This window comes from Streptomyces kryoterrae (genome assembly GCF_054072135.1).
Genome location: NZ_CM133358.1, coordinates 8,943,110 through 8,963,304 on the forward strand (window position 1 = coordinate 8,943,110; position 20,195 = coordinate 8,963,304).

The window sequence follows — 20,195 nt, forward strand, 5'->3', positions numbered from 1 at the left end:
CGGCCCGCGCGGATGACCGAGGACACGACAGGCACCCTGCAGGAGCCGGGCAGCCAGTGGTACGACAACGAGGCCGGGCCCCTCGTCCGCCCGTACGCGATGACGGGCGGACGCACCAGACCCGGCCCCACGGGGGTGCGCTTCGACCTGATCGCACTCGTCACGCTCGACACGGGCGCGCCCGGCATGAACGACGACACCGCGCTCGGGCCCGAGCATCGGGCGCTCATCGACCTGTGCCGTACGGAGACACAGTCCGTCGCCGAACTCGCCGCTGACGCCGACCTCCCCGTAGGTGTGGTGAGGGTGTTGCTCGGCGACCTGCTGGAGCTGGGCTGCGTCACCGTCAGCCGTCCGGTGCCGCCCGCGCAGCTGCCCGACGAACGCATTCTGCGTGAGGTGATCGAAGGACTGAGGGCGCTGTAGATGCCAGACACGGAACCGTCCGGACCACGCCGAGTTGTGCGCCCTTCCGGACACCGAACGGCTGCGAGCCGGTCACATCGGTCTAATACCGGTCCAATTCCCCGGCGGGGAGCGGCAGTTGTCATGATGCTGACCTCGCCCACACGCGGCGACGCCGCGCGCGGACCCTCCGCGAGGGCGTGGCACGCACCTATGGACTTCGACCGTTGCCGGCCCTCCCGAGAGAAGTGATCGATGGTCTCCGAGCACTCCGACGCCACGGACGACGAGACGTCCGCCCTGGCGTTGAAGATACTGGTCGCCGGCGGGTTCGGCGTGGGCAAGACCACCATGGTGGGCGCGGTCAGTGAGATCAGGCCGCTGCGTACCGAGGAACTGCTGAGTGAGGCCGGCCAGTTGGTGGACGACACCGACGGCGTGGACCAGAAGGTCACGACGACCGTCGCCATGGACTTCGGCCGCATCACCATCCGCTCAGGCCTTTCGCTGTACCTGTTCGGCACGCCGGGCCAGGACCGTTTCTGGTTTCTGTGGGACGAACTGTCGCAGGGCGCCCTCGGCGCCGTCGTCCTCGCCGACACCCGCAGACTGGAGGACTGCTTCCCCGCCGTGGACTACTTCGAGCACCGGCACATCCCCTTCGTGGTGGCCGTCAACTGCTTCGCGGGCGCCCGCTCCTACGGCGTCCAGGACGTGTCGCGCGCCCTCGACCTCGACCAGGGCACGCCCGTGGTGCTCTGCGACGCCCGCAACCGCGACTCGGGCAAGGAAGTGCTGATCCGGCTGGTCGAGTACGCCGGGCGGATGCACACCGCCCGGCTGCTCGACTCCGTGAGCTGAAACGAGGAGGACGCGGCTCAGCCGCGTCCTCCCTCAGTGGGCAACGGCGGTCTGCGCCAACACCTTCGCGATGTGCACGCGGACGAGCAGTTCCCCCGGAACGCCGTTGCGGGCGCCGAACTCCTCGGCCCGCTCCTCGCCCATGTAGCGCGCGCCGATGCGCGCGGCCCAGTGCCGGACGTCGTCGAGTTCCTCCGACAGCGTCGCCCGGCCCTGAATCACCACATAGTCGAACGGCGGCCGGTCGTCGTCGACGCACAGGGCGACCCGGCCGTCACGGGCCAGGTTGCGCCCCTTCACCGTGTCCTTCCCCGTGTTGAACACTAGGTCGTCACCGTCGAGCAGAAACCAGATCGGGGCCACGTGGGGGCTCCCGTCGGCGCGGACGGTCGACAGTTTTCCGGTGCGGGTGCCGTGCGAGACGAAGGCCCGCCATTCCTCGTCAGTCATCTTCTGTGCCATGCACCCATCCTCCTTGCTCGGAGGGCGGCCGTGGGGAAGGCTGACTGACCGGATCCTTCGGCTTGGAGGACCTGCCGCAGGGGGAGATCAGAAACATGGCGCAGAACCAAGGACTTGGCTGGCTGCTCGACGATCTGACCGAGCGTGTCGAACACATACGACATGCGCTGGTCCTGTCGAACGACGGGCTGGTGACAGGCGCCAGCACAGGACTTCGACGCGAGGACGCCGAGCATCTCGCCGCCGTGTCCTCGGGCCTGCACAGCCTGGCGAAAGGCTCGGGACGTCACTTCGGCGCGGGCAAGGTACGCCAGACGATGATCGAGTTCGATGACGCGGTGCTGTTCGTCACGGCGGCCGGCACCGGCAGCTGTCTGTGCGTACTCAGTGGCGCCGAGGCCGACATCGGCCAGATCGCCTACGAGATGACACTGCTCGTCAACCGGGTCGGCGAGCACCTCGACGTGGATGCCAGGACACCCGAGCAGACTCCGGCGTCAGATCTCTGACCTGTGGATATGTCCTTGCGGGGAGAGTTGTCCACAGGCTCGCCGCTCCGGACACCGAACCGGCTACGGTTTTTCCCGAGGCCGGCGCACACGGCGCGGGCCATCCACTCCACGGGGGAGACCGACCATGTCCGGCGTCAGCACCACACAACCCACTCAGACGGCCACCGCACCGGCCGCAGGCACGCTCCACACCTCCGCAACGCCCTTCGCGCCCAGCCGTGCCGCACGCGAACTGGGGTTGAAACGCCGCGAGTTCGACCTCGCGGTCCATCTCGGGTGTGTCCGTACCGTTCCTGACGAAGGGGGCGGCGGCCGACGCGTCGGCCGTGACGAGATCGACCGGCTGCGCAACGACGCCCACTTCCCCGAGACGCTGCGCGAACGCGTCCGGGCGGTGGGCACGGCAGATGGCGCGAAGCTCATGGATGTGACGACCACCCGGTTCACCCGCCTTGCGCGGCTGGGACTGGTGACGCCCGTGAACTTCTACCTCAACCGCTACAGGGCCGTGGTCTGGCTCTATCTCGCCGACGAACTACGGCAGTTCGCCGCAGGCAAGGACTCCGCCCTGCTGCTGACCGGCCGCACTTCTCGAAGCCTGCGGGACCAACTCGAAGCAGGCCTTGACCTGAGGCCTCGCAACTGGCGGGGACGACAACTGGGATTCCTGCTCCGGCCGGCCGACGACCCGTGGGCGCGGGCCGCCGTCGTGGCGTCCTTCCTCGATGCCGCCCAGGTCACGGAAATCATCGACGACCCGTACGAACGCGCTCACTTGAACCGCTTCCGGCCGGAGCGGCCGGCCAACGGGGTGCCCGGTTCGCCGGCCGCCCGTATCGCGGAGCGGATCATGACGGCGGACGACCCGGACGAGATCGCCTGGCTCCGCGCAGAACTGACCGGAACCCTGGCCGAGGCCCGCGACCACCGACCCGCACCGCGCCCGATGCCGGAACAGGTCCCGCCTCTGTACGAAGAGCTCGGGCAGGAGGCTGCCCGGTCCGTGCCCCCGCAACAGGACAGCCGACCCGGGGCACCCGAGCGAACCCGTGGCCTGTTGAGCCGACTGCGCGGCAGAAACCCACGCCCCGCCCGGGACCGGAAGCGGGCCGCGCGGGTCTGAACAGGACAGGACTCCTCAGCTCAGCTTCCGGAACAGCCCCTCCTGGACGACGGAGACGAGCAGCCTGCCCTCGACGTCGTAGATCCGTCCGCGGGCCAGCCCGCGCCCGCCCGTGGCGATGGGGGACTCCTGGTCGTACAGGAACCACTCGTCCGCGCGGAACGGCCGGTGGAACCACATGGCGTGGTCGAGCGAGGCCATGTCGAAGGTCCGCGGGCCGAACAGGGGCTCGACCGGGAGGCGGACGGCGTCGAGCAGCGTCATGTCGCTGGCGTACGTCAGCGCGCACGTGTGGACGAGCGGGTCGTCCCCCAGCGGGCCGACCGTGCGCATCCACACCGCGCTGCGCGGTTCCAACTGCTGGACCTCCTCGGCGGTCCAGAGCAATCGGTCCACATAACGGATGTCGAAGGGCTGACGGCGCGCCATTCGCTCGAACTGCTCGGGCAGCGCGCCGAGATGCTCCTTGATCTCCTGGGTGACGTTCGGCAGGGACTCCGGGTCGGGGACCTTCCGGGCCGGCGGCAGCTGGTGTTCGAAGCTGCCTTCCTCGGGCTTGTGAAAGGAGGCGGTGAGATTGAAGATCGTGCGGCCCTGCTGCACGGCCGTGACCCGCCGGGTCGTGAAGGACCGGCCGTCACGGACCCGTTCGACCTGGTACACGATCGGCACGCCCGGGCGGCCCGGGCGCAAAAAGTACGCGTGCAGCGAGTGGACCGGCCGCTCGCCGTCCGTGGTGCGTCCGGCGGCGACCAGCGCCTGGCCCGCCACCTGGCCGCCGAAGACCCGCTGGAGGGATTCGTCGGGGCTGCGGCCACGGAAGATGTTGACCTCGATCTGCTCCAGGTCGAGCAGGTCGACGAGTCTCTCGGCTGCGTTCGTCATGGGTGCGATTCTCCTGTGCTCACAGCTGGCCGACGGCAGTGACCTTGATGACTGCCCGGCCCTCAGTGTCGGAGGCCACGAGGTCGACCTCCGCGCTGATGCCCCAGTCATGGTCACCGTTCGGGTCGGCGAAGGCCTGCCGGACGCGCCACAGCCTGTTCTGCGGCTCTTCCTCGATCATCAGCAGCCGGGGGCCGCGGGCGTCGGGGCCGGTGCCGAGGTCCTCGTACTCGTCCCAGTACTTGTCCATCGCCTCGCCCCACGCGTCGGCGTCCCAGCCGGCCTCCGCGTCCAACTCGCCCAGGGCCCCCACCTGGTCGAGCGCGGCAAGCTCGACGCGGCGGAACATCGCGTTGCGGACGAGGACACGGAAGGCACGCGCGTTGGCCGTGACCGGCTTGACCTGGTCCGCCTTCTCCTGGGCCTCCTCGGCGGTCATCACCTCCGGGTTGGCGAGCTGCTCCCACTCGTCCAGCAGGCTGGAGTCGACCTGGCGCACCATCTCGCCCAGCCAGGCGATCAGATCCTGCAGGTCCTCCGACTTGAGGTCGTCGGGGACGGTGTGGTCGAGGGCCTTGAAAGCGCCGGCGAGATAGCGCAGCACGATGCCCTCGGTACGGGCCAGATCGTAGTAGGACACCAACTCGGTGAAGGACATGGCCCGTTCGTACATGTCACGGATGACGGATTTGGGGGAGAGAGGATGATCGCCGACCCACGGGTGGCTCTTGCGGTACGTGTTGTAGGCGTGGAAGAGCAGCTCTTCCAACGGCTTCGGGTACGAGACGTCCTGGAGGCGCTCCATGCGCTCCTCGTACTCGACGCCGTCCGCCTTCATCGCCCCGACGGCCTCACCGCGCGCCTTGTTCTGCTGGGCCGCGAGAATCTGGCGCGGGTCGTCCAGCGTGGACTCGACCACCGACACCATGTCCAGCGCGTACGAAGGCGATTCCGGGTCCAGGAGCTCGAACGCGGCCAGCGCGAAGGTGGACAGCGGCTGGTTGAGCGCGAAGTCCTGCTGGAGGTCCACGGTCAGGCGCACGATGCGGCCGGTCGCGTCCGGCTGGTCCAGCTTCTCGACGACGCCGCCGTCCAGCAGCGAGCGGTAGATGGCGATCGCGCGCCGGATGTGCCGCAACTGCTGCTTGCGCGGCTCGTGGTTGTCCTCCAGCAGGTGCCGCATCGCGTCGAAGGCATTGCCGGGGCGGGCGATCACCGACAGCAGCATCGTGTGGGTCACCCGGAAGCGGGACGTCAGCGGCTCCGGATCGGAGGTGATCAGCTTCTCGAAAGTGTTGTCCGTCCAGCCGACAAAACCATCGGGCGCCTTCTTGCGGACCACCTTGCGGCGCTTCTTCGGGTCGTCGCCCGCCTTGGCGAGCGACTTCTCGTTCTCGATGACGTGCTCGGGCGCCTGCGCGACGACGAAGCCCGCCGTGTCGAAGCCCGCGCGGCCCGCCCGGCCGGCGATCTGGTGGAACTCACGCGCACGCAGGTTCCGCACACGATTGCCGTCGTACTTCGTCAGCGCCGTGAACAGCACCGTACGGATGGGCACGTTGACGCCGACGCCGAGGGTGTCCGTGCCGCAGATGACCTTCAACAGGCCTGCCTGGGCCAGCTTCTCGACCAGACGGCGGTACTTGGGGAGCATGCCGGCATGGTGGACGCCGATGCCGTGCCGGACGTAACGGGAAAGGTTCTGGCCGAACTTGGTGGTGAAGCGGAAGTTGCCGATCAGCTCGGCGATCTTGTCCTTCTCCTCGCGCGTGCACATGTTGATGCTCATCAGGGCCTGCGCCCGCTCCACCGCCTGCGCCTGCGTGAAGTGCACGATGTACACGGGCGCCTGCCGGGTCTCCAGCAGCTCCGTCAGGGTCTCGGTCATCGGGGTCAGCTTGTACTCGTACGACAGCGGGACCGGGCGGATCGCCGAGCGGACCACCGAGGTCGGCCGGCCGGTGCGGCGGGTGAGGTCCTGCTCGAACATCGAGACGTCGCCCAGCGTCGCCGACATCAGGATGAACTGCGCCTGCGGCAGCTCCAGGATCGGGATCTGCCAGGCCCAGCCGCGGTCGGCCTCGGCGTAGAAATGGAACTCGTCCATCACGACCTGGCCGACATCCGCCTGCTTGCCGTCGCGCAGCGCGATCGACGCCAGAACCTCGGCCGTGCAGCAGATGACGGGGGCATCGGAGTTGACCGAGGCGTCGCCGGTCAGCATCCCGACGTTCTCCGTGCCGAAGATCTTGCACAGCTCGAAGAACTTCTCCGAGACCAGGGCCTTGATCGGAGCGGTGTAGAAGGTGACCTCGTCCCGGGCCAGCGCGGCGAAGTGCGCGCCCGCCGCGATCATGCTCTTGCCGGAGCCGGTGGGCGTCGACACGATCACGTTCGCACCCGAGACCGCCTCGATCAGCGCCTCCTCCTGATGCGGGTACAGCGTGAGACCGCGCTCCTGGGACCACGACTCGAAGGCTTCGTAGAGGGCGTCGGGGTCTGCGGTCTGCGGCAGCTGATCGATGAGGGTCACGCCCCCATCTTGCCTGTGATCCCAGGTGAAGGGGGAATCGGATGCCAGTCCGAAGATCATGACCGCTACGCTGTGTCGCCGACGGGGCGTCAGCGCACCCGGTCAACTGGACAGCGGCGTACGAGGAATAGGGCGGGACACGGCCATGATGGGACCAGCACACTCACTCTCGGGGGCCGCAGCCTGGCTCGGGGTCGGAGCCGCCGCGGCCGCGGCCGGCAAGCCGATGCCCTGGCCGGTGGTCCTGGTCGGTGCCCTGATCTGTGCCGGTGCCGCACTCGGCCCGGACCTCGACCACAAGGCGGCGACCATCTCGCGCGCCTTCGGTCCGGTCTCGCGCGGTCTGTGCGAGATCGTCGACAAGCTCTCCTACGCCGTCTACAAGGCGACGAAGAAGCAGGGCGACCCGCGCCGCTCGGGCGGGCACCGGACGCTGACGCACACCTGGCTGTGGGCGGTCCTGATCGCTGGGGGCGCCTCCGCGGCGGCGATCACCGGGGGCCGCTGGGCGGTGCTGGCGATCCTCTTCGTGCACATCGTGCTCGCCATCGAAGGCCTGCTGTGGCGGGCGACGCGCGGCTCCAGCGCCGACGTCCTGGTCTGGCTGCTGGCAGCGACCAGCGCCTGGATCCTGGCCGGCGTCCTGGACAAGCCGGGCAACGGCGCGGACTGGCTGTTCACGGACCCGGGACAGACGTATCTGTGGCTCGGGCTGCCGATCGTGCTCGGCGGGCTGGTGCACGACATCGGGGACGCGCTGACGGTGTCCGGCTGCCCGGTCCTGTGGCCCGTCCCGATCGGCCGCAAGCGCTGGTACCCCATCGGCCCGCCGAAGGCGCTGCGGTTCCGGGCGGGCAGCTGGGTCGAGCTGAAGGTGCTCATGCCGGCGTTCATGCTGCTCGGGGGAGTGGGCTGCGCGGCGGCGCTCAACTTCATCTGACGCCGGCGGCTGAGACGGCCTTCTCAGTCCTGGCCGTCCCCGCCGCCGTACCGCCGTTCGAAGGCCGCGACGCGACCCTCGGTGTCCACCGTCCGGGCCTTGCCGGTGTAGAACGGGTGGCTCTCCGAGGAGATCTCCACGTCCACGACCGGGTACGTCTCGCCGTCGTCCCACTCGATGGTCTGCTCGCTCGTCGCGGTGGACCGGGTCAGGAAGGCGTACCCGGCGGTCCGGTCGCGGAAGACGACCGGCTGGTAGGCGGGCTGCTTGTCCTGCTGCATGCGTGTACTCCTGGCTCGGGCTGTCGGCCCTGCGGGGCCCTTGCGTCAGGGGGGCGGTCAGCCGGACAGGGCGTCCTCGTCGACGATGTGCATCGCGGCCTCCTCGGCAGAGGCCGCAGCGCCGTCGATCCCCACGTCGGTGGCGATCAGCCCGCTCTCCCCGTCCTCGTGCGCGCCCTCGTTGGGGGCCACCAGACGACCGGAGCGGGCGGCGCCCACCTCGTTGTCCAGGGGCTCGCCGTCCGTGCCCGCACAGTCGCCGATGCCGTCGCCGTCCGGTGCCGTGACGTCCGGCAGTTCCTCGGCCAGGCGCTGGTCCAGGGTCTCGCCCTGTCGGCGCTCCGCCGCCGTCACACCGCTGCGCTCCACCGCCCAGGCCCGGTCCGGAGGCGACCAGCCACGGTCGAGGGGATCATCGACCCCGTCGGTGACCAGGGTGTCCTCGGCGTCCAGGAGGCCCGCGTCGTCCTGAACCTCGGATCCGTCGGGCTGGTAGACGTCGTCTCCCCATCCCTCGTCACTGTCCACGGGTACCTCCAGGTGGGTCGGGACCGGCCCCGGCGCCGCCCGGACGGGCGGGCAGCCGCCTCCAGCGTTCCACCCCCTGCCGGGACCGCGCAACGGGACGAAGCCGACCCGGCCCCGCCCCGCTGTCCGATCACCGGTGTGTCACCCGTGCCACGACCGCCACAGCGCCGCGTACGCCCCGTCCGCCGCGACCAGCTCGTCGTGGCTGCCCAGCTCGCTGATCCGGCCGTTCTCCACGACGGCGATGACATCCGCGTCATGGGCCGTGTGCAGCCGGTGGGCGATGGCGACGACCGTACGGCCGTCCAGGACCCGGGCCAGGGACCGTTCCAGATGGCGGGCCGCACGCGGGTCGAGGAGCGAGGTCGCCTCGTCCAGGACCAGCGTGTGCGGGTCGGCCAGGACCAGCCGGGCCAGCGCGATCTGCTGGGCCTGCGCCGGGGTGAGCGCGAACCCGCCCGAGCCGACCTCGGTGTCCAGGCCCTCGTCCAGGGCCCGGGCCCAGCCGTCCGCGTCGACCGAGCCCAGCGCCGCCCACAGCTCGGCGTCCCCGGCGTCCGTACGGGCGAGCAGCAGGTTGTCGCGCAGGGAGCCGACGAAGACGTGGTGCTCCTGGTTGACCAGCGCGACGTGCGAGCGGACCTCCTCGGCGGGCATCCTGGACAGCTCCGCGCCGCCCAGGGTGATGCGGCCGGTCCGGGGTGCGTAGATCCCGGCGAGCAGCCTGCCCAGTGTGGACTTGCCCGCGCCCGAGGGGCCCACCAGGGCCAGCCGGGTGCCGGGCGCGACCTCCAGGGACACCTTGCGCAGCACGTCCACGCCCTCCCGGTAGCCGAAGTGCACCTGGTCCGCCTGCACGTCGCGCCCGTCCGGGGCCAGCGTGGGGTCACCGGCGTCCGGCTCGATGTCCCGGACGCCGACCAGCCGGGCCAGCGACACCTGGGCCACCTGGAGCTCGTCGTACCAGCGCAGGATGATCCCCACCGGGTCGACGAGCATCTGGGCCAGCAGTGCGCTCGTGGTCAGCTGGCCGACGCCGATCCAGCCCTGGAGCACGAAGACCCCGCCGACCATCAAAACCGAGCACAGCACGGTCACATGGGTGGCGTTGATGACCGGGAAGAGCACGCACCGCAGCCACAGCGTGTAGCGCTCCCAGGCCGTCCACTCGCTGACCCGCCGGTCGGACAGTTCGATCCGGCGGTCTCCCAGGCGGTGGGCCTCGATGGTCCGTCCTGCGTCCACGGTCTCCGCGAGCACGGCGGCGACAGCGGCGTACCCGGCGGCCTCCGAGCGGTAGGCGGAGGGTGCGCGCCGGAAGTACCAGCGGCAGCCGACCACCAGCAGCGGCACCGCGAGGAGCACGGCCGGCGCCAGCGGCGGTGCCGTGACGACGAGACCGCCGAGCAGCAGCGACGCCCACACCACGCCGATGGCGAGCTGTGGTACTGCCTCGCGCATCGCGTTGGCGAGCCGGTCGATGTCGGTCGTGATGCGGGAGAGGAGATCACCCGTGCCCGCCCGCTCCAGGACACCCGGCGGCAGCCCGACCGCCCTGACCAGGAAGTCCTCGCGCAGGTCGGCCAGCATCCGCTCGCCGAGCATCGCGCCGCGCAGCCGCACCTGCCGTACGAACACGGCCTGCACGACCAGCGCGACGGCAAACAGTCCGACGACGAGCTCCAGATGGAGTTCACGGGCGTCGTCCGAGACCCGCTCGACGAGGTCGCCCAGCAGGTACGGGCCGGCCATGGAGGCCACCACGGAGACCGTGTTGACGGTGACCAGAAGCAGGAAGGCACGCCGGTGCCTGCGGAACAGTTCGGCCACGTAGGCGCGTACGGTCGCGGGGGCGCCGACCGGCAGGGTGCTCGCCGTTGTCGGGGCCGCCGGGTCGTACGCCGGTGGCGCCACGCCGATCATGCCGTCTCTCCGATTTCCTTGAGTTCTGCCAGCTCTTCCAGGTCATCGAGGTCGTCCAGGCCGCGGCCGACGGCTTCCTCGTCCTCGGTCTCCCGGGTCACCACGGCCCGGTACCGCGGTTCCTTGTGCACCAGTTCACGGTGCACACCGACGGCCGCGACCTCGCCCTCGTGGATCAGCACGACCCGGTCCGCGTGGTCCAGGAGCAGCGGCGAGGAGGTGAACACCACCGTCGTCCGGCCGGCGCGCAACTCCCGTACCCCGTCCGCGATCCGGGCCTCGGTGTGCGAGTCGACGGCCGACGTCGGTTCGTCGAGCACGAGCACCTCGGGATCCGTGATCAGTGACCGGGCCAGCGCCAGCCGCTGGCGCTGCCCGCCCGACAACGACCGCCCGCGCTCGGTGATCCGCGCGTCCAACGGGTCCTCGGCGTCGAGCGACCCCTGCACAAGCGCCTCCAGCACGTCGCCGCACTGTGCGGCGGACAGCGCCTCGGCGGCGCTCACCGCACCCGAGGCGGGCACGTCGAGCAGCTCGCGCAGCGAACCGGAGAGCAGTACCGGGTCCTTGTCCTGGACGAGGACGGCCGTGCGGGTGCTGGAGAGCGGCAGCTCGTCCAGCGGTACGCCACCGAGGAGTGCCGACGTGCCCTTCTCGGAAGGATGGCCGCCGAGCCGTTCCGCCAGCAGACCCGCCGCGTCCGGATCGCCGCACACCACCGCGGTCAGACAGCCGGCGGGTGCCAGCAGCCCGGTCGCGGGGTCGTACAGATCCCCGGCCGGCACCACCGCCTCACGCGAGCCCGCCGTGTCCGTGGCGCGTTCCAGGGACAGCACCCGAGCGGCCCGTTTCGCCGACGGCCGGGAGAAGGAGTACGCCATGGCGATCTCCTCGAAGTGTCGCAGCGGATACGTCAGCAGCATGACCGCGCTGTACACGGTGACCAGCTCGCCGACGGTGATCCGGCCCTGCCTGGCCAGGTGCACACCGTGCCAGACGACCGCGATCATCAGCAGCCCCGGCAGCAGCACCTGGATCGCCGAGATCAGCGCCCACATACGGGCACTGCGCACGGCCGCGTGCCGCACTTCCTGCGAGGCCCGGCGATAGCGGTCGAGGAAGAGTTCCTCACCGCCGATGCCACGCAGCACCCGCAGTCCCGCGACGGTGTCCGAGGCCAGTTCGGTCGCGCGGCCCGCCTTCTCACGCTGGAAGTCGGCCCGCCGGGTGGCTCGCGGCAGCAGCGGCAGTACGGCGATGGCCAGGACCGGGATGCCCACGGCGACGACGATGCCGAGCGCCGGCTGGTAGACGTACAGACCGACGCAGACCAGTACGACGGTCAGCGCGGCGGCGGTGAACCGGGAGAAGGCCTCCACGAACCAGCCGATCTTCTCCACGTCCCCCGTGGAGACCGCGACGATCTCACCGGCCGCGACCCGCCGCGTCAAGGCCGAGCCCAGCTGGGCGGTCCTGCGGGCCAGCAGCTGCTGGACGCGGGCCGCCGCCGTGATCCAGTTGGTGACCGCCGCCCGGTGCAGCATGCTGTCGCCGAGTGCGATGGCGACGCCGCACAGCACCATCAGCCCGCCGGCGAGGGCCAGCCGCTCGCCCGAGCGGTCGACGACGGCCTGGACGGCGAACCCGACGCCGAACGGCAGCCCGGACACGGCCACGAAGTGCACCAGTCCCCAGGCGAGGGCGGTGAGCTGCCCGCCGAGCTGGTTGCGGAAGAGCCACCACAGAAATCTGGGGCCCGAGCGTGCGTCCGGTACACCCGGGTCTCGGTACGGAAGGTCTTGGATCTTCATGACGTCCCAGTGGCTCGCATCTCGCGTGAGGGGGTGGATGTGGGGGAGGGAAGGGCCGGAAAGGCCGACAACGGGCCGTGAAAGGTTCGCGTCACCGTGTGGTCGGAGGCAAACGGTTTTCCGGCGAGAGGCGTGGTTTCGGCCCGATTGGCGGTTGTTCGCCTCATTGCCGCGCGGGGCCGACTGCCCGTAGAACACCGGCCATGAGAAGCCGGATCATCATGTCCATGCTTGCCGGAGCGACCCTCCTGGCGAGCACCCTCCTAGGAGCGGAGCCTGCTCGGTCGGCCGAGACTGCGGCCCAGCCCCTCGACGTACCCGCCGAGTTCGGCACCGACTGGCACGACCCGGTCACCGCGGCGCCCGCGGTCAAGCGGCCGGTCGGTTCCAGGTCCTGCGAAGTCACCGTCGCCGAGGCCCGGTTCCAGGACTTCACCCCCTACGAGGGCACGTACAAGCCCCCGAGTGGCTGCGGCTCGAGCTGGAGCAAGGTCGTGCTGCGGATGGAGGGCAAGGTCAAGGGGCGTCAGTACGACCGCCTCGGCTACCTGCACATCGGCGGCGTCGAAGTACTCCGTACCTCCACTCCGCAGCCCTCGCCCGACGGCATCTCCTGGTCCGTCGAGAAGGACGTCACGCGCTACAGCGACACCCTGAGCAGGGCCCAGCCAGTCGAGATGCTCATCGGAAACGTTGTCAACGACACCTACACCGGCATCTTCGACGTCAAGGTCACGCTGACGTTCTACGCGGGCACACCCGCCGCGAAGGACACTCCCGACCGCGTCCTCACCCTCCAGGACGGCACGCTCACCACTCCACGCAACAGCGAACGCATCGTCGCCGAGGTGTACGCGACCGGTTCCGGCGGCGGCTGTGAGGAGTACTGGTACCTCACCGTCCCCGATGCGGCCCCCTACTCCTGCAAGGCCACGGACGGCCCGTACCGCGAGGTGCAGATCAAGGTCGACGGTCAACTGGCCGGAATAGCAGCCCCGTTCCCGACCGTGTGGACCGGCGGCTGGTCCAACCCCTTTCTCTGGTACGTGGTGCCGGGACCACGCGCCTTCGACATCAAACCGATCGAATACGATCTGACCCCCTTCGCCGGACTCCTCAACGACGGCCGGCCGCACGACGTGGAGGTCTCCGTCGTCGGCGTCCCGGAAGGACAGGCCGGCTGGAGCACCCCCGTCAACGTCCTCGTCTGGCAGGACGCCGAGCGCGCGCGGGTCACCGGCAGGCTCACCGCCCACCACGCGGGGGACCTCGCCAACTCCTCGACGTACACACCTGGTTCGGCCGACCAGCAGCACCGCCTCGACACCGACGGCGGTCACCGGCTGACCGTCGCCGGGTACGTCGACACCTCGCACGGCCGGGTCGTCACCACCGTCAGCCGCGCCCTCGCCAACACCTCCGAGCACCGCTGGACCGACGGCGAGAACACCGACGCACTCACCGCCACCTGGACGGACGCCGAGAACGTCACCGTCGACGGACGCGGCCCGGCCAGGACGACCCGTACGCAGCGGACGTACACGATGGACGGCACGACCACGCTCGGTGCGGGCGACCGACTGCGGACCGTGCTGACACTCGGCGACCGGGAGGCCGTCACCGAGACGTTCGCGGGCCGGCGCACGGCGTGGTCGTGGCTCGACGACGCGTACACGGGCGACGCGACGTATACGGCGAACGTGCCGCGCGACCAGCGCCACGCCGTCGGGACGACGAGCGAGCGCTACCGGCTGTACGGCTCGGCCGGATGCCACGACCGCTCGTTGGTGAGCGTGCAGGGGGTGCTCACGGAGGACCGCGGCGGTTGCTGAGAACGCTGTGCGCGCGGTGGGGACGGTCGATGATTTACACCGCTGAAATACCGAGGTTGCAGACGGGATCCATGGCTCCTCAATAGTGTGCGACGCGGAATCATTTTTCCGCATCCCAGAAACTTCCTGGAGGAGTGCTCGTGCCGCAGTCCGTACCGTCCCTGCCGCGACGCGTCGTACGCATACTGCGTACCTCACTGTTCGCGCAGGTTGCCGTCGCGCTTGTGCTCGGCATCGTCGTCGGCAAGCTGTGGCCCGGAGTGGCCACGGATCTCAAGCCGCTCGGCGACGGTTTCACCCGGCTCATCAAGACGATCATCTCGCCGCTCGTGTTCTGCGTGGTCGTCGTCGGCATCGCCAAGGCCGGAGATCTCAAGGCGTTCGGCCGGATCGGGCTCAAGGCCCTGATCTGGTTCGAGGTGGCGAGCACGCTCGCCCTGGTCATCGGGCTCCTCGCCGCCAACATCGTCCAGCCGGGCTCGGGCATGAACGTCGACCCGTCGACGCTCGACACCTCGGCGATCGACGCGAAGACGGGTGGCGGCTCGCTGCCCTCGACGACCGAGTTCGTCGTCAACGCGATTCCCACCAGTTTCGTCGGCGCCTTCGCCGAGAACGAACTCCTCCAGGTGCTGATCCTGGCCTGCCTGGTGGGCGCCGCCCTGCTCCACCTCGGCCACACCAGGGTGCCGAAGGTGCTGCCCGCCATCGAGCAGGCCCAGGAGATCATCTTCGCGGTCGTCGGCTTCATCATGCGACTCGCCCCGATCGCGGTGTTCGGCGCGATGGCGGTCCTCATCGGCCAGTACGGACTCGGCGTGATCGAGACGTACGCCAAGCTGATCATCCTCTGCTACGCGGCTGCCGCGCTCTTCGTCGTGCTGCTCGCCGTCGCTCTCAAGATGGTCACCGGGCTCAGCCTCTGGAAGTTCCTCCGCTACATCCGTGAGGAGATGCTCCTGGCGCTCGGCACAGCCTCCACCGAGTCCGTGATGCCGCGCGTGATGCTGAAGCTGCGCAAGGCCGGAGCGCGCGACGACGCCGTGGGTCTGGTGCTGCCCACGGGGTACTCCTTCAACCTCGACGGCGCGTCGCTCTATCTCTCCATCGGCACCCTGTTCATCGCCCAGGCCGTGGGCGTGGACCTCAGCCTCGGCCAGCAGATCACCGTGGTCCTGGTGCTCATGCTCACCAGTAAGGGCATGGCCGGCATCCCCGGTTCGGCCTTCCTCGCCCTGTCCGCGACCGCTTCCTCGCTCGGTGCCATCCCGGCCGGGGCCGTCGCCCTGCTGCTCGGTGTGGACCGCATCATGGACTCGATGCGCGTCGTCACGAACCTGCTCGGCAACTGCGTCGCCGTCTTCGCGGTCTCCCGCTGGGAGGGCGCACTGGACCTGGAGCGCGCGAAGAAGGTGCTGGACCGGGAGATCGTGATCTCGGAAGAGGACGACGCGGCGGACGCTGAGGAACCCGCGGAGGCGGCGGTTCCGGCGCAGGTGGCAGCAGCCAAGGAGCCCGCGAGCTGACCTGCGTACCCCTGATGTTCGAAACGGGCCGTGGGTCCGCCTCCAGCAGTCCGGGAGGCGGATCCACGGCCCGTCGGTCTGGGAGGACCGGTGGCGCTCCGGTTCAGCAGCGCCGCTCGGGCGGCGCCCCGCCCCCGTCCATCAGCGTGTCCAGCAGCTTGCCCAGTACATCGCGCTCCAAGTCCGTCAGTGGCGCGAGAATCTCCTCCGCCGCCGCCCTGCGCGCTCCGCGCAGTTCGCCCAGTGCCTTGTGTCCGTCGTCCGTGAGTTCGATGTGGATGACCCGGCGGTTGTCGGGGTCGGGCACCCGGCGCACCTTGCCGCTCGCCTCCAGCGCGTCCACCAGCGTCGTCACCGCCCGGGGCACCACCTCCAGGCGCTCCGCCAGATCGGCCATCCGCGGCGGGGAACCGTGGTGCTGGAGGTGGTGCGAGAGGGTGCGCAGCAGCCGGGACTGGGCCGGGGTGATACCGACTCCGCGCTCTTCCAGCTGGTGTTTGTGGCTGCGGTGCAGACGGCGGGTCAGACTCAGCAACTGGTCGGCGAGCGGACCGTCGGCGTCGGGGGAACTCATGCGGGAACAATATCAGGATGCAGTTCATTGTGAGTATAGGTAACAATGAGCTATGCTCCGCCAATCGTCATCACCAAGTCTCCCGAAGGAGCCCATGAAACCCGACCGCCAACCTGCCTGGACCCCGTCCGTCGACTCGGCGGACCAGCCGCGCCAGGTCCGCCGCATCCTGAAACTCTTCCGCCCCTACCGCGGCCGGCTCGCCGTCGTCGGTCTGCTCGTCGCCGCGGCGTCCCTCGTCTCCGTCGCGACGCCCTTCCTCCTGAAGGAGATCCTCGACGTCGCGATTCCCGAGGGCCGCACCGGACTGCTCAGTCTGCTCGCCCTCGGCATGATCGTCAGCGCCGTCCTCGGTGGCGTCCTCGGTGTGCTGCAGACCCTGATCTCCACGACCGTCGGCCAGCGCGTCATGCACGACCTGCGCACCGCCGTCTACGGCCGGCTGCAGAACATGTCGCTCGCCTTCTTCACCCGCACCCGCACGGGCGAGGTCCAGTCGCGCATCGCCAACGACATCGGCGGTATGCAGGCCACCGTCACCTCCACCGCGACCTCTCTCGTCTCCAACTTCACCAGCGTCGTCGCCACGATCGTCGCGATGGTCGCCCTCGACTGGCGCCTGACCGTCGTCTCGCTGCTCCTGCTGCCGGTGTTCGTCTGGATCAGCCGCCGCGTCGGCAACGAACGCAAGCGGATCACCACCCAGCGACAGAAGCAGATGGCCGCGATGGCCGCCACGGTCACCGAGTCACTGTCGGTCAGCGGCATCCTGCTCGGCCGCACGATGGGCCGCTCAGATTCGCTCACGCAGTCCTTCGCCGCGGAGTCCGAAAGCCTGGTCGACCTCGAAGTGCGCGCCAGCATGGCCGGCCGCTGGCGGATGGCCGTCATCGGCATCGTCATGTCCGCCATGCCCGCCGTCATATACTGGGCCGCGGGTCTCGCCTTCCAGTTCGGCGGCCCGACCGTCTCGATCGGCACACTCGTCGCCTTCGTCTCGCTCCAGCAGGGACTGTTCCGGCCCGCCGTCAGCCTGCTGAGCACCGGCGTCCAGATCCAGGCCTCGCTCGCGCTCTTCCAGCGCATCTTCGAGTACCTCGACCTGCCCATCGACATCACCGAGCCCGAGAACCCGGTCCACCTCGACACAATCAAGGGTGAAGTCCGGCTGGAGGACGTCGAGTTCCGCTACGACGACAAGAGCCGCCCGATCCTCGACGGCGTCGACATCACCGTCCCGGCGGGCGGCAGCCTGGCGATCGTCGGACCGACCGGCGCCGGCAAGTCCACGCTGGGCCACCTCGTGCCCCGGCTGTACGACGTGACGGGCGGCCGGGTCACCATCGACGGCGTCGATGTCCGCGACCTCGACTTCGACACGCTCGCCCGCGCGGTTGGCGTCGTCTCCCAGGAGACGTACCTCTTCCACGCCACGGTCGCCGACAACCTGCGCTTCGCCAAACCCGACGCCACCGACGAGGAACTGCACGCGGCGGCGCGGGCGGCCCAGATCCACGACCACATCTCGTCCCTGGCCGACGGGTACGACACGGTCGTCGGCGAGCGCGGCCACCGCTTCTCCGGCGGCGAGAAACAGCGCCTCGCCATCGCCCGTACGATCCTGCGCGACCCGCCCGTCCTCATCCTGGACGAGGCGACCAGCGCCCTGGACACACGTACCGAACACGCCGTCCAGGAAGCCATCGACGCCCTGTCGGCCAACCGGACCACGCTCACCATCGCGCACCGCCTGTCCACGGTCCGGGGCGCCGACCAGATCGTGGTACTGGACTCCGGGCGCGCGGTCGAACGGGGCACGCACGAGGAACTGCTGCGGCAGGACGGGCGGTATGCGGCCCTCGTACGCCGGGACGCCCAGCTGGAGCCGACCGGGTGACATGTGCGATCGGACAAGATGAAGATATGTCGGGTTTATAAGGTTTTGCGGGTTACCGTGCCCGCATGCAGATGAACACTCCGTCACGGAGAACGATTCGCCTGACGCGCCGTGGCCGGGCCGTCCTCATCGCGACCGGTGCAGTCGTCGCGGCCACCGCCGTGGCGGTGCCGCTGCTGAGCGTCGACAGCGAAGGGGACCCCCGGCCCACCTCCCTCCTGATCCCGGAGGGCTGGCGCTCCATCCAGGTGTACGAGGCGGTCGACAAGGCCCTCGCCCTGCCGGCCGGGAGTACGAGGAAGTCGCTCGGCAAGGCCCGGCTGAAACTCCCCACCGACGCCGAGGGCAACCCCGAGGGCTATCTCTTCCCGGCGACCTATCCGCTGAAGGAGAAGGCCACCCCGGAATCCCTGCTGTCGTTCATGGTCGACACCGCCAACCAGAAGTTCGGCGGCCCGCCGGTCACCGCCGGGGCACAGCGCAACGCCATGAACGTCTACCAGGCCGTCACCATCGCGAGCATCGTCCAGGCCGAGGCCGCAGGCAAGCAGGACATGGGCAAGGTGGCCCGGGTCATCTTCAACCGGCTCGAACGCGGGATGCCGCTGCAGATGGACTCGACCATCAACTACGCGCTGAACAGGTCCACGCTGAAAACGACGGCCGACGATACCCGTCTCAACAGCCCGTACAACTCCTACCAGCGCATGGGCCTGCCGCCCACGCCGATCGCCAACCCCGGCGAGGAGGCGATGCGCGCCGCCATCAACCCGACCCCGGGCGACTGGCTGTACTTCGTCACCGTCAAGCCCGGCGACACGCGCTTCACGGCCGACTACGCCCAACACCAGCGCAACGTGGCCGAGTTCAACCAGAACCAGAAAAATTTGAAAAACCAGAAGAGCCCTGCTCAGGGGCGGCAGAGCGGGCAGCCTGCCAAGTGACCTGACGGGTCGCGCGGCCCTACGGGACGTCAGACAGCGGCCGGCTCCTGGTCGAGCAGCCGCCTGATGTCCCGTACGGCGGCCCGCCCGGCCCGGTTGGCGCCGATCGTGCTGGCGGACGGTCCGTAGCCGACCAGATGGACGCGCGGATCGGCGACCGCACGCGTGCCCTCGACGCGGATGCCGCCGCCGGGCTCGCGCAGCCTGAGCGGGGCGAGATGGTCGATAGCGGCCCGGAATCCGGTCGCCCAGAGGATCACGTCGGCGTCGACGCGCTCGCCGTCGGCCCACTCGACCCCGTCGGGGGTGATCCGGTCGAACATGGGCCGCCGGTCGAGGACCCCGTCGGCGAGTGCCTGCCGGATCGCGTCGTTGAGGGGCAGTCCGGTGACCGACACGACACTCTTCGGCGGCAGCCCCTGCCGTACCCGCTCCTCGACGAGGGCGACGGCCTCCCGCCCGAACTCCTCGGTGAAGGGCCCCTCGCGGAAGACCGGCGGACGCCTGGTCACCCACGTGGTCCCGGCGGCGTACGGAGCGATCTCCATCAGATGCTGGGTACCGGACGCGCCCCCGCCCACCACGACCACCCGCTGCCCGGCGAACTCCTCGGGCCCGGGGTACTGCGCGGTGTGCAACTGGCGCCCCCGGAAGGTCTCCTGGCCCGGGTAACGCGGCCAGAACGGCCGGTCCCAGGTGCCGGTGGCGTTGATCAGCGCCCGCGCGGACCAGTCACCGTCCGAGGTCTCGACGAGCAGTCGCGCGTCTCCGTCGCCCTCACGCACGGCCCGTACCTCCACCGGACGGCGCACCTTCAGATCGAACGTGCGCTCGTAGGTGTCGAAGTACTCGCCGATGACCTGGGCGGACGGCCGCGCCGGATCGGAGTCCGTCAGTTCCATGCCGGGCAGCGCGTGCATCCCGTGCACCTTGCCGTAGGTGAGCGACGGCCAGCGGAACTGCCAGGCGCCACCGGGACGCGGCGCGTGATCGAACACGACGAAGTCGCGCTCCGGCACGAAGCCGGTGCGCTGCAGGTGATAGGCGCCGGCCAGACCGGCCTGGCCGGCGCCTATGACGACGACATCGACTTCTCGTACGCCATCAGCTATCCCGGTATCGTTCACGCTTCTACTAACCGGGGGAGGGTCGAGGATC

At 69.7% G+C, this 20,195-nt stretch carries 18 protein-coding genes; 9 read left to right on the forward strand and 9 right to left on the reverse strand.

What is annotated here, in order from left to right; all coding sequences use genetic code 11:
- The first annotated feature begins 12 nt into the window (after positions 1–12).
- Both ACW4TU_RS39805 and ACW4TU_RS39810 read left to right on the forward strand, forming a co-directional pair.
- Complete coding sequence (locus ACW4TU_RS39805; protein ID WP_457421511.1) at positions 13–426, forward strand: DUF742 domain-containing protein; 414 nt, start codon at positions 13–15, stop codon at positions 424–426.
- Between the two features lie 234 nt (positions 427–660).
- Entirely contained in the window at positions 661–1,266 is a 606-nt protein-coding gene (locus ACW4TU_RS39810) for a GTP-binding protein (protein WP_457421513.1), read from the forward strand.
- A 33-nt stretch (positions 1,267–1,299) separates the two neighbouring features.
- Here ACW4TU_RS39810 and ACW4TU_RS39815 read toward each other — a convergent pair whose 3' ends face one another.
- On the reverse strand, positions 1,300–1,728 hold the full coding sequence (locus ACW4TU_RS39815) for a PPOX class F420-dependent oxidoreductase (protein ID WP_457421515.1): 429 nt from the start codon (positions 1,726–1,728) through the stop codon (positions 1,300–1,302).
- A gap of 95 nt (positions 1,729–1,823) precedes the next feature.
- Here ACW4TU_RS39815 and ACW4TU_RS39820 point away from each other — a divergent pair, with 95 nt between their 5' ends.
- Both ACW4TU_RS39820 and ACW4TU_RS39825 read left to right on the forward strand, forming a co-directional pair.
- Complete coding sequence (locus ACW4TU_RS39820; RefSeq protein WP_457430550.1) at positions 1,824–2,237, forward strand: roadblock/LC7 domain-containing protein; 414 nt, start codon at positions 1,824–1,826, stop codon at positions 2,235–2,237.
- A gap of 127 nt (positions 2,238–2,364) precedes the next feature.
- Complete coding sequence (locus tag ACW4TU_RS39825; protein ID WP_457421517.1) at positions 2,365–3,363, forward strand: DUF6397 family protein; 999 nt, start codon at positions 2,365–2,367, stop codon at positions 3,361–3,363.
- Between the two features lie 15 nt (positions 3,364–3,378).
- On the opposite strand, the gene ACW4TU_RS39830 is transcribed toward ACW4TU_RS39825, so the two are convergent.
- Positions 3,379–4,248 carry an acyl-CoA thioesterase gene (locus ACW4TU_RS39830; protein WP_457421519.1) on the reverse strand — a complete coding sequence of 290 codons (870 nt, stop codon included), beginning with the start codon at positions 4,246–4,248 and terminating at the stop codon, positions 3,379–3,381.
- A gap of 19 nt (positions 4,249–4,267) precedes the next feature.
- Positions 4,268–6,781: a DEAD/DEAH box helicase gene (locus ACW4TU_RS39835; protein WP_457421521.1), complete on the reverse strand. Its 2,514-nt coding sequence runs from the start codon at positions 6,779–6,781 to the stop codon at positions 4,268–4,270.
- 145 nt (positions 6,782–6,926) lie between these two features.
- Here ACW4TU_RS39835 and ACW4TU_RS39840 point away from each other — a divergent pair, with 145 nt between their 5' ends.
- Positions 6,927–7,721 (forward strand): metal-dependent hydrolase, encoded by a 795-nt coding sequence (locus ACW4TU_RS39840; RefSeq protein WP_457421523.1) that lies wholly within the window; start codon positions 6,927–6,929, stop codon positions 7,719–7,721.
- A 23-nt stretch (positions 7,722–7,744) separates the two neighbouring features.
- Here the strand turns inward: ACW4TU_RS39840 and ACW4TU_RS39845 are convergent, their stop codons facing one another.
- The 4 genes from ACW4TU_RS39845 to ACW4TU_RS39860 all read right to left on the reverse strand — a co-directional run bounded on the left by ACW4TU_RS39845 (position 7,745) and on the right by ACW4TU_RS39860 (position 12,264).
- Positions 7,745–8,002, reverse strand: coding sequence for a type B 50S ribosomal protein L31 (locus ACW4TU_RS39845; RefSeq protein ID WP_457421525.1), 258 nt, complete (start codon positions 8,000–8,002; stop codon positions 7,745–7,747).
- Positions 8,003–8,059: 57 nt separating this feature from the next.
- Complete coding sequence (locus ACW4TU_RS39850) at positions 8,060–8,530, reverse strand: DUF5709 domain-containing protein (RefSeq protein ID WP_457421527.1); 471 nt, start codon at positions 8,528–8,530, stop codon at positions 8,060–8,062.
- A gap of 141 nt (positions 8,531–8,671) precedes the next feature.
- Positions 8,672–10,453: an ABC transporter ATP-binding protein gene (locus ACW4TU_RS39855; RefSeq protein ID WP_457421529.1), complete on the reverse strand. Its 1,782-nt coding sequence runs from the start codon at positions 10,451–10,453 to the stop codon at positions 8,672–8,674.
- Positions 10,450–12,264, reverse strand: coding sequence for an ABC transporter ATP-binding protein (locus ACW4TU_RS39860; protein ID WP_457421531.1), 1,815 nt, complete (start codon positions 12,262–12,264; stop codon positions 10,450–10,452). Before ACW4TU_RS39860 ends, ACW4TU_RS39855 begins: the two co-directional genes overlap by 4 nt.
- A 203-nt stretch (positions 12,265–12,467) precedes the next feature.
- Here ACW4TU_RS39860 and ACW4TU_RS39865 point away from each other — a divergent pair, with 203 nt between their 5' ends.
- Together ACW4TU_RS39865 and ACW4TU_RS39870 are read left to right on the forward strand one after the other, a co-directional pair.
- Positions 12,468–14,096: a peptide-N4-asparagine amidase gene (locus ACW4TU_RS39865; protein ID WP_457421533.1), complete on the forward strand. Its 1,629-nt coding sequence runs from the start codon at positions 12,468–12,470 to the stop codon at positions 14,094–14,096.
- Between the two features lie 140 nt (positions 14,097–14,236).
- The gene (locus ACW4TU_RS39870; protein ID WP_457421535.1) at positions 14,237–15,622 is read left to right on the forward strand and encodes a cation:dicarboxylate symporter family transporter; all 1,386 of its coding nucleotides are present in this window, start codon (positions 14,237–14,239) and stop codon (positions 15,620–15,622) included.
- A gap of 103 nt (positions 15,623–15,725) precedes the next feature.
- Here the strand turns inward: ACW4TU_RS39870 and ACW4TU_RS39875 are convergent, their stop codons facing one another.
- The gene (locus tag ACW4TU_RS39875) at positions 15,726–16,196 is read right to left on the reverse strand and encodes a MarR family winged helix-turn-helix transcriptional regulator (RefSeq protein WP_457421537.1); all 471 of its coding nucleotides are present in this window, start codon (positions 16,194–16,196) and stop codon (positions 15,726–15,728) included.
- A 94-nt stretch (positions 16,197–16,290) separates the two neighbouring features.
- Between ACW4TU_RS39875 and ACW4TU_RS39880 the strand changes: the two genes are divergently transcribed.
- Both ACW4TU_RS39880 and mltG read left to right on the forward strand, forming a co-directional pair.
- Positions 16,291–18,093: an ABC transporter ATP-binding protein gene (locus tag ACW4TU_RS39880; protein WP_457421539.1), complete on the forward strand. Its 1,803-nt coding sequence runs from the start codon at positions 16,291–16,293 to the stop codon at positions 18,091–18,093.
- A gap of 65 nt (positions 18,094–18,158) precedes the next feature.
- Positions 18,159–19,037 (forward strand): endolytic transglycosylase MltG, encoded by an 879-nt coding sequence (mltG, locus tag ACW4TU_RS39885; protein WP_457421541.1) that lies wholly within the window; start codon positions 18,159–18,161, stop codon positions 19,035–19,037.
- A gap of 29 nt (positions 19,038–19,066) precedes the next feature.
- Here the strand turns inward: mltG and ACW4TU_RS39890 are convergent, their stop codons facing one another.
- Complete coding sequence (locus ACW4TU_RS39890) at positions 19,067–20,164, reverse strand: NAD(P)-binding domain-containing protein (RefSeq protein WP_457421543.1); 1,098 nt, start codon at positions 20,162–20,164, stop codon at positions 19,067–19,069.
- Positions 20,165–20,195 lie beyond the last annotated feature (31 nt).

Coding starts and splice junctions, on each gene's coding strand:
- ACW4TU_RS39805 (WP_457421511.1), top strand. CDS start 13: ATGACCGAGGACACGACAGGCACCCTGCAGGAGCCGGGCAGCCAGTGG.
- ACW4TU_RS39810 (WP_457421513.1), top strand. CDS start 661: ATGGTCTCCGAGCACTCCGACGCCACGGACGACGAGACGTCCGCCCTG.
- ACW4TU_RS39815 (WP_457421515.1), bottom strand. CDS start 1,728: ATGGCACAGAAGATGACTGACGAGGAATGGCGGGCCTTCGTCTCGCAC.
- ACW4TU_RS39820 (WP_457430550.1), top strand. CDS start 1,824: ATGGCGCAGAACCAAGGACTTGGCTGGCTGCTCGACGATCTGACCGAG.
- ACW4TU_RS39825 (WP_457421517.1), top strand. CDS start 2,365: ATGTCCGGCGTCAGCACCACACAACCCACTCAGACGGCCACCGCACCG.
- ACW4TU_RS39830 (WP_457421519.1), bottom strand. CDS start 4,248: ATGACGAACGCAGCCGAGAGACTCGTCGACCTGCTCGACCTGGAGCAG.
- ACW4TU_RS39840 (WP_457421523.1), top strand. CDS start 6,927: ATGATGGGACCAGCACACTCACTCTCGGGGGCCGCAGCCTGGCTCGGG.
- ACW4TU_RS39845 (WP_457421525.1), bottom strand. CDS start 8,002: ATGCAGCAGGACAAGCAGCCCGCCTACCAGCCGGTCGTCTTCCGCGAC.
- ACW4TU_RS39855 (WP_457421529.1), bottom strand. CDS start 10,453: ATGATCGGCGTGGCGCCACCGGCGTACGACCCGGCGGCCCCGACAACG.
- ACW4TU_RS39860 (WP_457421531.1), bottom strand. CDS start 12,264: ATGAAGATCCAAGACCTTCCGTACCGAGACCCGGGTGTACCGGACGCA.
- ACW4TU_RS39865 (WP_457421533.1), top strand. CDS start 12,468: ATGAGAAGCCGGATCATCATGTCCATGCTTGCCGGAGCGACCCTCCTG.
- ACW4TU_RS39875 (WP_457421537.1), bottom strand. CDS start 16,196: ATGAGTTCCCCCGACGCCGACGGTCCGCTCGCCGACCAGTTGCTGAGT.
- ACW4TU_RS39880 (WP_457421539.1), top strand. CDS start 16,291: ATGAAACCCGACCGCCAACCTGCCTGGACCCCGTCCGTCGACTCGGCG.
- mltG (WP_457421541.1), top strand. CDS start 18,159: ATGCAGATGAACACTCCGTCACGGAGAACGATTCGCCTGACGCGCCGT.